Source organism: Geodermatophilus sp. DF01-2, assembly GCF_004571065.1.
Classification (GTDB): Bacteria; Actinomycetota; Actinomycetes; order Mycobacteriales; family Geodermatophilaceae; genus Geodermatophilus.
On sequence record NZ_SPQN01000046.1, the window covers coordinates 23,826 to 35,977 of the forward strand.

Annotated in this window: 8 protein-coding genes and 1 pseudogene; 1 reads left to right on the plus strand and 8 read right to left on the minus strand. The window is 72.3% G+C overall.

The features are described from left to right. Positions 1-4: 4 nt before the first annotated feature. The 7 genes from casA to E4P41_RS13150 form a co-directional block, all read right to left on the minus strand. Positions 5-1,660, minus strand: a complete 1,656-nt coding sequence (gene casA / locus E4P41_RS13120; RefSeq protein WP_135141696.1) for a type I-E CRISPR-associated protein Cse1/CasA — start codon at positions 1,658-1,660, stop codon at positions 5-7. After that, the gene (gene cas3, locus E4P41_RS13125) at positions 1,657-4,491 is read right to left on the minus strand and encodes a CRISPR-associated helicase Cas3' (protein WP_209307701.1); all 2,835 of its coding nucleotides are present in this window, start codon (positions 4,489-4,491) and stop codon (positions 1,657-1,659) included. Before cas3 ends, casA begins: the two co-directional genes overlap by 4 nt. Positions 4,492-4,965: 474 nt before the next feature. Then, positions 4,966-5,217: a Txe/YoeB family addiction module toxin gene (locus tag E4P41_RS13130; RefSeq protein ID WP_135141697.1), complete on the minus strand. Its 252-nt coding sequence runs from the start codon at positions 5,215-5,217 to the stop codon at positions 4,966-4,968. Then, a complete protein-coding gene (locus tag E4P41_RS13135; protein ID WP_135141698.1) occupies positions 5,214-5,459 on the minus strand; it encodes a type II toxin-antitoxin system prevent-host-death family antitoxin in 246 nt (81 codons plus the stop codon). Before E4P41_RS13135 ends, E4P41_RS13130 begins: the two co-directional genes overlap by 4 nt. Positions 5,460-5,498: 39 nt before the next feature. Then, entirely contained in the window at positions 5,499-6,653 is a 1,155-nt protein-coding gene (locus E4P41_RS13140) for an acyl-CoA dehydrogenase family protein (RefSeq protein ID WP_135141699.1), read from the minus strand. A 6-nt stretch (positions 6,654-6,659) separates the two neighbouring features. Further along, a complete protein-coding gene (locus tag E4P41_RS13145) occupies positions 6,660-8,654 on the minus strand; it encodes a biotin carboxylase N-terminal domain-containing protein (RefSeq protein ID WP_135141700.1) in 1,995 nt (664 codons plus the stop codon). A 112-nt stretch (positions 8,655-8,766) separates the two neighbouring features. Further along, the gene (locus E4P41_RS13150) at positions 8,767-10,380 is read right to left on the minus strand and encodes a carboxyl transferase domain-containing protein (protein ID WP_135141701.1); all 1,614 of its coding nucleotides are present in this window, start codon (positions 10,378-10,380) and stop codon (positions 8,767-8,769) included. A 57-nt stretch (positions 10,381-10,437) separates the two neighbouring features. Here E4P41_RS13150 and E4P41_RS13155 point away from each other — a divergent pair, with 57 nt between their 5' ends. Then, positions 10,438-11,031 carry a TetR/AcrR family transcriptional regulator gene (locus E4P41_RS13155; protein WP_135141702.1) on the plus strand — a complete coding sequence of 198 codons (594 nt, stop codon included), beginning with the start codon at positions 10,438-10,440 and terminating at the stop codon, positions 11,029-11,031. Between the two features lie 112 nt (positions 11,032-11,143). Here E4P41_RS13155 and E4P41_RS13160 read toward each other — a convergent pair. Next, a pseudogene (locus E4P41_RS13160) lies at positions 11,144-12,152 on the minus strand (hypothetical protein); the annotation flags it as partial.

Below are 12,152 nucleotides of genomic sequence, written 5' to 3' on the forward strand. Positions count from 1 at the left end.
GTGCTCACACCGGCTCCTTCGTCTGTTGAATCGGCTGGTGCTCGGCAGGGGCGAAGGCTCGGGGGACCGCCTCGACCAGGGCGGCAGAGAAGAAGACGTCGGCCCGTGCGGAATCCAGATGGCGCTGGTTGACCTCGCGCCCACGCCACGCCGCAGGGCCGCTGTCCTCCAGCAGTTCATCGGCCAGCCCGCGAACGATCCGCCGCACCTGCCTGTGCCAGCGCTCCTCGACCTCGATCAGGTCGCTGTCAGGTCCCAGCTCCGCGACCCACCGCCGGAAGGGCGCATCCAGCGCGGCGAACCCCAGCTCTCGAGCGCGGTCTGCGGCCCCGGCTCCGTCGCCGCCCGCCGCCTCCTGCAGGTTGCGGGCGAGCGACCCGAGCGCCCGGACGGCTGCCTCGGCGGCGTTCACCGCGTCCACGGCCGCCAGCCCGAGAGCGCGGTGTTCGGACTGCAGGACGGCGACGGTCAGCGACAGCTCGTCATCGATCAACTCATCGACCACCGAGTTGTTGCTGCCGTAGACGATGCCGACTGCTCGCGTCTGGATCATGTAGTCGTGCGGAACATGACCGTGGAGCTGAATCAGAGCGAGCCACTCGCTCATCGCGGGCGGCAGGGTGTCCGCGCCCCCGGTTCGCTGGGCGGCCCCTGCGGGTAGCAGGGCCGCGAGACCGCGCCAGAATGCGCGGTCGACGTGGTGCTCACGCGGCATGTACACCAGCTGCCGGCCGAGCTTCTTCGCCTGGGCGTCGCTCTTCCGCCAGGCGCTCATGGGCTCGAAGGAGAACGCGTCCTGCACGGGCAGCGGATCACCGTTGGCGACCAGGACCCCGGTCACTCCCGCGTCGTTGCCCACGAGGCGCACCCGACGGCTGGGCCAGGTGTAGAGGTCGGCCGGCCCGCGCGGGGACGCACCTTCCCGCTCCACCGCGGCGGTCAGTAGCGGGCGCTCCCAGACCGGCAGGTCGTCGTCGGATTCGCCCCAGCCCAGGACCGGGGACTGCTCCCCGTAGGGAAGGAGGTTGAGCAGCAACGTGTCCCGGAGGGTCGTGCCCTGCATCAGCACGCCGCCGAGGTTGCCGGCCCAGGCGATGCCGATCGGGTATCCCTTGCCACCTTTGACCCGCGGATCCCCGGCGGCTCCGGACTTGATGCCCGATGGGTCGAAGGCGTGCGCGTGCACCACCCAGCGGGCTGCCTCGGCGAAGCCGATGCACTGAAGGGCTCGACCGGCCCGGGTGGTGAAGTACGGATGCCCGTTCGGCACGTCGGCGATCAGCTTCTCCAGCCCGGAGAACTCGCCCTTGGCGGTCGACAGGCCCGCGACCTGCAGGAACGGCGCCTCGGTCGAGAACAGGTCGAAGCGGCGCCGCCACTGCGCCAGGTAGCGCGCGACGTCGTCGACCGGCAGTCCCGGAGCGCGCCACAGTTCGGCCCAGTCGGTGATGTCCTCCGGGCCGCGCACGGCCCGGTGCAGGATCGCGAGCAGCACGCGGGTCAGCGCAAAGCCCTGGGTAGGCAGCTCGCCGCCGATCGAGACGAGCTCGTCGGACCGGGCGAACACGTCGATCGGACTGAGCTCGTGCACGGCACCATCGAGCCCGAGCGCCGGAATCCACGGCTCTGCGGTGAGGTCGTATCGGGGCAGCTGGGTCATGTGCGCAGCACCTCCAGGCCGTGCTCGCGGGTGTAGTGCAGGTCGCGGCCAGCCACTCGGGCCCGGCCTTCGGTGTCGAGGACGAGCACGAGCTGACCGGCCAGCAGCGGGGAGCGCTGCCAGGCCGCGACCCAGCACTGCGCCTCCAGGTCGGCGATGGTCGCGTCGATGACGCCGGGCGCGGACAGCTGCGGGGGCAAGCGGAGCGCGCACGAGGCGACCAGCCGCGCCTGCTTGCCGCGGATCTCCAGGTTGGTGTCCAGCAACACCCGCTCCCGAGTGACCCAGGGCGGCACGAGCAGGCCGTCGGCGTCCCGGACGACGACCAGCACTTCCAGGCTCATCGCGCCATCGCGGACCTGGGCCTCGCCGCCCGGCCCGTCGTCCACGTCGCCGACGCCGGCCTGCACCCAGTTGAGCACCGGGCCGGCTGCGCGGTCGACGGTTCCCAGGCGGAAGGTCGCCGCCCGCTGCCGCGCCTCGTCGGCGTGCCGGGCCGCGGTGGCGTGCGCCTCGACCAGTGCGTCCTGCCAGTCGGCCGGCCCGACGGCGCCGTCGCCGTAGGCCACCTGGACGAGCGGGGCGATGTCGTCGGGCAGCACCACCGGGACGTCGTCGTCCAGGTGCGGCCGGAGGACGGCGAGGGAGCGCAGCAGCGCCTCCTCCTCGTAGACCAGCCGGGAACCGCGGACCGGCTCCGGTGGGGTCGTGCTCCAGTCGACGCCGGTGAGCACACAGCGTGGCCGGCTCACGCCAGTCGGTCGGCCGTCCCCGCGGTCGTGCCGATGTAGCCGGCCCATCCGCTGCAGCACCAGGTCGACCGGGGAGAGGTCGGTGACCAGCAGGTCGAAGTCGACGTCCAGCGACTGCTCGACGACCTGGGACGCGACGACGATGTGCCTGTGCGGGCGCTCGCCGTCTCGTCCGAACCGGCGGAGCAACTCGGCGTCGTTCGCTGCACGGTCGACGGCGAGGAAGCGGGCGTGCGTGACGGTGACCTGGTCTGCGCCGAACCGCTCGGCCAGGAAGCGACCGGTCTCCTGGACCCGGGTGACGGTGTTCCGGACGACGAGCGCACACCCGCCGTCGGCGAGCGCCTCGTCCAACAGCGTCGCCAGCGCCCCCAGGCCGTCGTCCAGGCGCTGCAGCCGTACCGCGCTGCGCCGTCCCGAAGCGGGTGTGGGCAGGTGGATCACCTCGTCGAACCCGGACGTCGCGGTGATGAGCGGGTACCCACTGTCGTCGGGAGCCTGGAGCCCGGGCGCCTTCCACCCGGCCAGCGCCGCCCTTCCGCCGCGGTAGGCGGCGACCATCTCCTGGCGCCGTCGGGCAGGCAGCGTCGCCGAGAGCAGCACGACCGGGATCCCGTACGCCCCCAGCCAGTGCAGGGCCCGGTCGAGATAGGAGGACATATACGTGTCGTAGGCGTGCACCTCGTCGATGACCACGACTTTCGACGCCAGCGCCAGGTGACGGAGCATCAGGTGACGGCTCTTCAGTGCCGAGAACAGCGCCTGGTCGACGGTGCCGACGACGAAGGAGGCGAGCACGCCCTTCTTGCGGCCCTGGAGCCATTCATGCACGACGGTCGCCAGCGCCAGTCGAGGGGCGAATCCGGTGGCCTCGCTGCGCCGGCCGCGTCGCGCGTCCTCCTCGTCGTCGACCGCGATGGCGGTGACCTGCCGCTCGCGCATCAGCCCCTGGTACTCGTCGTTGAGCGATGCCTTGCCGTGGGCGAGGAAGATGGAGTGCGGCGCGCTGCCGGGCAGCCTGTCCATCCAGTCGCGGACGCGGCCGAACATCGCATCCGTCGTCGCCTGGGTCGGGAGGGCGATGAAGCACCCGCCGGCTCCGGTGCGCTGGGCGAGAACTTCGGCGGCGAGTAAGGCAGCCTCGGTCTTGCCCTCCCCCATCGGCGCCTCGATCACCATCAGGCCCGGGTCGTGCAGAGACGTAGCCGTGTCCACCGCACGGGCCTGGACCGGGCGGGCGGGACCGGAGAAGCCGAACCGCTGGGTGACCAAATCATCCACGTCGACGCTGCTGGGTTCGGAGTGCCACGGGGTCGGGAGGTCGAGATCCTGCCAGGCCCGATCGAGCCGAACCTGTGTCAGCTCCACCGTGCTGTAGGAGAAGAGATCCGCGTTGCTGGCGATCCAGTCGGCCAGGATGACGATCGCGGTCATCAGCACCTGCGCCGGCTGCGACGGGATGATGATCCGAGAGAGGTCGCCGTCGTCGAGGAAGCGCACCTGACGGTCCAGGTACTCGTCCTGCACCTCGGTCCAGCGCCCCTCGCCCATGAGCTCCGTACGGAACGGCGCGTCGCGGACCTGCTGGAACGTCGGCGCGACACCGTGGTGACCGCCGACCACGACGGCGAGCCGGTGGGCATCGACGTCCGCCCAGCCGTGCCGTGCGCCCAGCCAGCGGACCAGGCACGCGTGCCCGGCCAGCTCGTGCCGGAGCTCCCGACGGTTCGCGTACGGGCCCTTGACCGGCAGTCCTGCGCGGGTCATCGCGTCGGCGAGTGGCGGGCACTGGAACGCGAAGACCGGTGTCGCCTTGCCGACGTCGTGGATTCCGGCCAGCCACACGACGAGTCTTCGGGCACGGGCTTCATCGCCGTCGACAGCGGCCGCGACGACCCGGCGGACCGAGACGGGCAGCCACGCATCCCACAATCGACCGGCAACCGCGGCGGTGTCGTCGAGGTGACGCCACAGCGGCATCCATTCGGGCACGTCGCGGGGATCGTCCCGGTCGTAGTAGGTCTTCGCCCAGACGGAGGCGGCGGCCGCACTCAGCGCGATTGGGACCTGGTCGTCCACCACGTGACTCCCCCCGTCGTCACTGACCGCAGTCTCGCAGTGACCACCCGGGGTTCCGCAACCCCCGCTATCGCGGGGAGCACACACCACCGTCCGAGAACAGCGGCTCACCTCTGCCGAGCAGAGATCAACGTGCTGGGGAACGGGCCTCCTCGACAGACGTGCAGCGGTACCAGCCGTTCCGACTCGCCACATGGACCGTCAACCGAGACGGTGCCATCTGGAGAGTCATGGAGCTGTCATGGAGCTCTTCCCAGGTCGAGACGGACGGAGGGACAGGCTGGCGTGGCCGGAACCACCGGTGAGCGGTCATGAAGGCGATCCTCCCGACTTCCCCCTTGCAAGTCAACGCTTCTGCTCCCTCCTCCTCTACACCACCTTTCCGAGAACAGGTTCGGCACGGCAGCGGGTTAGTCCATCGCCGCCAAGGCGGAGACCTGCACGCAGCGGATCATGGCGGATCGGATGGCCGCGTCAGTAGTGGTAGCGCGCCTGCAGGACGACGAGCTGGTCACCGTCGACGGTGTAGACGAGGCGGTGCTCCTGGTCGATCCGGCGGGACCAGCAACCGGACAGATCACCGCTGAGTCGCTCCGGTTTGCCGGTTCCGACTCCGGGGTTGCGCGCGGCCTCCGTGATCAGCCGGTTGATCCTGTGCAGTGTCTTCCGGTCGCCGACCCAACTGGTGTAGTCCTCCCAGCCACGCGTGGTGAAGGCGATCCTCACTCGATCAGGTCGCGCACCTGCGCACGTCGGTCAGCCACCTCGGCGAGGCTTTCACGGAGTCGGCGAGCGTTCTCGGGCGATTGCAGGAGGTAGACCGTCTCTTTGAGTGAGCGGTATTCGTCGGCCGAGACGAGGAACGCCGTCCCCTTCTTTGAGACGATCTCCACGGCGACCTGGTCGGCGTTGACCTCCTCGATCAGCGGGAACAGTCGCTGACGCGCCTCACTCGCGGTGACGGACATAAAACCCCCATCGGCAGGTGGTACGAAAAACTGTACCAGTCAGCCGACGCCGAGGTCGCGGGCGATGAGCATCCGCTGCACCTCGCTGGTGCCCTCGCCGATCTCCAGGATCTTCGCATCCCGGTAGAAGCGGCCCACCGGGAACTCGTTCATGAAGCCGTAGCCCCCGTGCACCTGGGTGGCGTAGCGGGCGTTCTCCATCGCCATCTCCGAGCTGTACAGCTTGGCGATCGCGGCCTCGCGCTTGAACGGCTCACCCCGCAGCATCTTCTCGGCGGCCCGGTAGTAGGCCAGCCGTGCGGTGGAGGCGCGCACCTCCATGTCGGCGATCATGAACTGGATCGCCTGGTTGCGGCCGATCGGCTGGCCGAACGCCTCCCGCTGCGCGGCGTACTTCACCGACTCGTCCACGCAACCCTGCGCCAGTCCCACGGCCAGCGCCGAGATCGCGATCCGGCCCTCGTCGAGGATGGAGAGGAACTGCGCGTAGCCGCGGCCGCGCTCTCCCACCAGGTTCTCCTCCGGCACTCGGCAGTCGCTGAACGACAGCTCGCGGGTGTCCGAGGCGTTCCAGCCGACCTTCGAGTACCGCTGGCCGACGCTGAACCCCGGCGTCCCCGACGGGATGGCGATCGCCGAGATCTCCTTGCCGCCGTCGGACCGGGTGCCGGTGACCGCGGTGACGGTGACCAGCTCGGTCAGGTCCGTGCCGGAGTTCGTGATGAACGCCTTCGAGCCGTTGACCACCCAGTGCCCGTCCTCCAGGCGCGCGGTGGTGCGGGTGGCGCCGGCGTCCGAGCCGCCACCGGGCTCGGTCAGGCCGAACGCGGCCAGCGCCTCCCCCGCGCACAGCCGGGGCAGCCACTGCTGCTTCTGCTCCTCGGTGCCGAACCGGTAGATCGGCATCGCGCCCAGCGAGACGCCGGCCTCGAGGGTGATCGCGACCGACGAGTCGACCCGCGCCAGCTCCTCCAGCGCCACGCACAGCGTGAAGTAGGTGCCGCCCGACCCGCCGTACTCCTCGGGAAACGGCAGGCCGAACAGGCCGAGCTCGCCCATCTGCCGCACGATCGCGGTCGGGAACTCGTCGCCTTCGTAGAACGCCCCGATCTGCGGTGCGACGACGTCCTCCGCGAACTCGCGCACCACCTTGCGCAGGGCTTCGGTCTCCTCGTCGAGCCGGTAGTCCAGCACCTCAGGTCACTCTCCCTCGTCGGCGGCCGATGGGGTCACCACGGCCACCTGCTCGTCCAGCCGGACCTGTTGGCCGGCCGTCACGCCGAGCTCGGTGACCGTCCCGGCGAGGGGTGCGGTCAGCACGTGCTCCATCTTCATCGCCTCGACGACCAGCAGCGGGGCGCCTGCCTCGACCCGGTCGCCGACCGCGGCCTGCACCACCGTCACCGTTCCGGGCATGGGTGCGGTGACGGCGCCGTCGCCGGCCGCGCCCTCGGCCGCCGCGTGCAGCCGCTCGTGCTCGCGCAGCGCGGTCACCCGCCCGTCGGTGGCCAGCCACACCTGCCCACCCGTGTAGACGACGGTGTAGCGGGCGGTGACGCCGTCCAGGGTCACCACGAACTCGTCCCCGTCCCGGGTGGCGCTCCCCCGCACCGGCTCGCCGTCCCCCACACGCAGCTCGGCCGCCGACGACTCGCCCCGCACCCGCACCGTCACCGGGTCCCCACCGGCGGCCTGCAGCCGGCGCACGGTCCAGGCCGGCTCGCCGAGCCGCCAGCCGTCGGGGACGTCCCAGCGGTCGACCACCGGGCCGGCCGGTTCGGCTTCCAGCAGCTCGTACAGCGCCGCCGCCGCGTACACCGACGACGGCACCGGCTCGGCCGCGGTGAGCGCCTCGCCGCGCCGCTCGATCAGGCCGGTGTCCAGCCGCCCGGCGACCACGTCGGGATCGGTGAGCAGCGCGCGCAGGAACGCGGTGTTGGTCGGCACCCCGAGGACGGCGGTGTGCCCCAGCGCGCCGACCAGCCGGGCGCGCGCGGTCTCCCGGTCCGGGCCGTGGGCGACCACCTTGGCCAGCATCGGGTCGTAGTCGGTGCCGACCACCGAACCCACGGCCAGCGAAGAGTCGAGACGGATTCCCGCGCCGGTCGGCTCCCGCAGGCCGAGCACGGTGCCGGTCTGCGGGAGGAAGCCGCGGGTCGGGTCCTCGGCGTAGAGCCGCGCCTCGATCGCGTGCCCGGTCAGCCGGACGTCACCCTGGGTCAGCGGCAGCGGCTCCCCCGCGGCGACGCGGACCTGCAGCTCGACCAGATCCAGGCCGGTGACCATCTCGGTGACCGGGTGCTCGACCTGCAGCCGGGTGTTCATCTCGAGGAAGAAGAAGTCGCTCGGCCGTTCCGCGTCGACGATGAACTCCACCGTGCCGGCCCCGGTGTAGCCGACCGCGCGCGCCGCCTCGACCGCGGCGGCGCCCATGGCCGCGCGCTGCGCCTCGTCGAGCAGCGGGGACGGCGCCTCCTCGATCACCTTCTGGTGCCGGCGCTGCAGGCTGCACTCCCGCTCGCCGAGGTGGACGACTCTGCCGTGCGCGTCGCCGAACACCTGAACCTCGATGTGCCGGGCAGAGCCGATGTAGCGCTCGACCAGCAGGGTGTCGTCGCCGAACGAGCCGCGGGCCTCGCGGCGGGCGGCGGCGATCTGGTCGGCCAGCTCGGCCTGCGACCGCACCACGCGCATGCCCTTGCCGCCCCCGCCGGCACTCGGCTTGAGCAGCACCGGGAAGCCGGCCTCGACCGCGGCGGCCGCGACCTCGTCGTCCGACATGCCCGGCTCGGTGCGGCCGGGGACGACGGGGACGCCGGCGGCCATCACCGTCTGCTTGGCGCGGATCTTGTCGCCCATCGCCTCGATCGCCGCGACCGGCGGGCCGATGAAGACGACGCCGGCCTTCTCGGCGGCCCGGGCGAACTCCACGTTCTCCGAGAGGAAGCCGTAGCCGGGGTGCACCGCCTGCGCCCCGGTGCGGACAGCGGCGTCGAGCACCCGATCGATCGACAGGTAGCTCTGCGCCGCGGGTGCGGGCCCGATGGGGACGGCGACGTCGGCCTGGCGCACGTGCCGAGCCCCGACGTCGGCGTCGCTGTAGACGGCGACCGAGCGGATGCCCATCGCACGCAGCGTGCGGACGACCCGGACGGCGATCTCGCCGCGGTTGGCGACCAGGATGGTGTCGAACATGCCTCGCCTCACTGTTCCCTCGAGGATGCTCGGGCGCTGAGTGCCCCTGCACTCACCGCCAGAGCACCGCCGGACCCATGAAGGGGACTCCCGGTACCGCGAATCACGCCGATCACATCCGGAAGACGCCGTAGCCGAGCTCACCCAGCGGTGCGTTGGCGCAGGCGGCCAGGGCCAGACCCAGCACGGTGCGGGTCTGGGCGGGGTCGATGACGCCGTCGTCCCACAGCCGGGCGGTGGCGTAGTAGGGATGACCCTGGGACTCGTACTGGTCGCGGATCGGCTTCTTGAACGCCTCTTCCTCCTCTGCCGGCCACTCCTCGCCGCGGGCCTCCAGGCCGTCGCGGCGCACCTGGGCCAGCACCGAGGCCGCCTGCTCCCCGCCCATGACGGAGATGCGGGAGTTGGGCCAGGTGAAGAGGAAGCGGGGCGAGTACGCCCGGCCGCACATCGAGTAGTTGCCGGCGCCGAACGACCCGCCGATGACCACGGTCAGCTTGGGCACCCGGGCGCAGGCGACGGCGGTGACCATCTTGGCGCCGTGCTTGGCGATGCCCCCGGCCTCGTAGTCACGGCCGACCATGAAGCCGGAGATGTTCTGCAGGAACAGCAGCGGGATGCTGCGCCGGTCGCACAGCTCGATGAAGTGCGCGCCCTTGAGCGCCGACTCGCCGAACAGGACGCCGTTGTTGGCGACGATCCCGACCGGATGACCGTGCAGCCGGGCGAAGCCGGTGACCAGGGTCTGCCCGTAGAGCGGCTTGAACTCGGCGAACCGGCTGCCGTCGACCAGCCGGGCGATCACCTCGCGGACGTCGTAGGGGGTGCGGGGATCGGGCGGCACCACCTCGTAGAGCGACTCCGGCGGGTGCAGCGGCTCCTCCACCGGTCCGACGTCCCACGGGCGGGGGTTTCGCGGGCCGAGCGTGCCGACGATCTGGCGGACCAGCTGCAGGGCGTGCGCGTCGTCCTCGGCCAGGTGGTCGGTGACCCCGCTGACCCGGCTGTGCAGGTCTCCCCCGCCGAGCTCCTCGGCGGAGACGACCTCGCCGGTCGCCGCCTTCACCAACGGCGGCCCGCCGAGGAAGATCGTGCCCTGCTCGCGGACGATCACCGCCTCGTCACTCATCGCCGGCACGTACGCGCCCCCTGCCGTGCAGGAGCCCAGGACGGCCGCGATCTGGGCGATGCCGGCCTTGGACAGGTTGGCCTGGTTGTAGAAGATCCGGCCGAAGTGCTCGCGGTCGGGGAAGACGTCGTCCTGCATCGGCAGGAACGCACCGCCGGAGTCGACCAGGTAGATGCAGGGCAGCCGGTTCTGGAGCGCTACCTCCTGCGCCCGGAGGTGCTTCTTCACCGTCATCGGGTAGTAGGTGCCGCCCTTGACGGTGGCGTCGTTGGCGACGACGACGCACTCTCGCCCGGCGATCCGGCCGATGCCGGTGATGATCCCGGCGGCCGGCGCATCGCCGCCGTACATGCCGTGGGCGGCCAGCGGGGAGAGCTCGAGGAACGGGCTGCCCGGGTCGAGCAGCGCGTCGACCCGCTCGCGCGGCAGCAGCTTGCCGCGGGAGACGTGCCGCTCCCGTGCCCGCTCGCCGCCGCCGTCGGCCACCCGACGCAGCTGTCCGGCCAGGTCGGCGGCGAGCGCGGCGTGCGCCTCGGCGTTGCGCGCCGCGGCTCCGGCGTCGGCAGGTGGCCTGCGGGCCAGCACGGGGGCGTCCACGGGCGTGATGTTAACGAGGGTTCACGCGCTGGGTCAACGCGCGTTAACATCCCGACCGTGACGGACGTCAACACCGCGCTGCACGCGGACGCGGCCCGCCCGTCACGCCGGGAGCAGATCCTGCGGGCGGCCGCGCAACTGTTCGCCGAGCGCGGGTCGCGGGCGGTGGGCGTGGACGACGTCGGGGCGGCCGTCGGTGTGACCGGGCCGGCGATCTACCGGCACTTCGCCAGCAAGGACGCGATGCTCGCCGAGATGCTGCTGCGGATCAGCGAGCGGCTGCTGGACGGCGGCGCCTCGCGCGTGGCCGCCGCCGGGGACGACCCGCTGGCCCAGCTGCGCACGCTGATCGCCTTCCAGGTCGACTTCGCGTTGGGCAATCCCGCGCTGATCACCGTGCACGACCGCGACCTCGGCTCGCTGGCCGACGACGACGCCGCCCAGGTGCGCCGGCTGCAGCGCCGGTACGTCGAGGTGTGGGTCGACGTCCTGGGCCGGGTGCACCCCGCGTCGGACGCCGCGACCAACCGCGCCCGCGCGCACGCGGTGTTCGGGCTGGTCAACTCCACGCCGCACAGCGCCGGTCGGCTGCCCCGCCGGCGGACGGCCGCCTTGCTGGCCGCCATGGCCGAGGCCGCCGCGACCACCTGACCGCCCCCGCCCGATGATCAGGTCAGCTGATCGTTCAGGCTCCTGGCTCGCTACTGGTCGTGAGCCAGGACCGGGAATCGTGATCTGAGCTGATCATCGCCGGGAGCGCCGGTCAGCCGGCGGGCGTCGGCTCCGGCATGGGCAGGACCAGGGCGGTCGAGGCGACGACGTCGAGGTCGGCGGCGCCTCCGCCCGCCCCGGGCCCGGCCCAGGCGGTCTCGACGATCGTCACGGTGCTGCCGGAGACCGCGCTGGCGTACTGCGCAGCCGACAGCCGGTCGGGGCTGCCGGGGTAGCGGACACCCTCACGCAGCAGGTCGCTGACGTTGCCGCTGCCGTTGCGGTCGGCGAGCGCGCGCAGCGCCCGGGCACCGGCGGCGTCGCCCATGTCCACCACCGACACCGAGACGACGACGGGCCGGCCGTCGACGTCGGTCGAGTACAGCGCCCGGGCCAGGCCCGCACAGTCGGTGGCGGTGAAGAAGTCGGCCACCGCGCCGTAGGAGTTGCCGACGCAGGTGGGGTCGACCTGCACCCGCTGGACGACGAACGTGCGGCCGTCGACCATCTCGCGGTCGCCCGGCTGCGGACCGGGATCGACCGCGGCGGGAGCCGCGGTCTGCCCCGCGGTCTCGGTCGCGGCCTCGGGCGTGGCCGTCCGGTCGTCACCGTCGAGCAGCGCCGTGACGCCGACCCCCAGGAGGACGACGAGCACGAGGGCGGCCGCGACGAGCAGCGCCGTGCGCCGGGTGGAGCGCGGACGCCGGCGCGGCCCCACCAGCGGGACCCCGGCGGGCCGGACCGGCGGCGACGTGGCCGAGGCGACCGGGGGGACGGCGGCCGGCGCGGGCCCTCGCGGCTCGCGGTCGGCCGGGCCGGAGGCGACCGGTTCGGCGCCGGCGAACAGCCCGCCAATGCCACCGGTCTCGTCCTCGCGCACGTCCACCGTGGGCCCGACGAGGGTGTCGGGGGGCCGGGGGGGCGGCTGCTCCGCCGGCGATGCTCCGGCAGGTGAGGCCGCGCGCGAGGGCGCCGGGGCGGCGAGGGCCTGCGTCCGCGCGGCGGCCGGGGCCGCGGCCCGGGCGGCTTCCTCGTCGGCGCGGATGGCGGCGGCGGAGATC

Coding starts and splice junctions, on each gene's coding strand:
- casA (WP_135141696.1), bottom strand. CDS start 1,660: ATGACCCAGCTGCCCCGATACGACCTCACCGCAGAGCCGTGGATTCCG.
- E4P41_RS13135 (WP_135141698.1), bottom strand. CDS start 5,459: ATGTCCGTCACCGCGAGTGAGGCGCGTCAGCGACTGTTCCCGCTGATC.
- E4P41_RS13145 (WP_135141700.1), bottom strand. CDS start 8,654: ATGTTCGACACCATCCTGGTCGCCAACCGCGGCGAGATCGCCGTCCGG.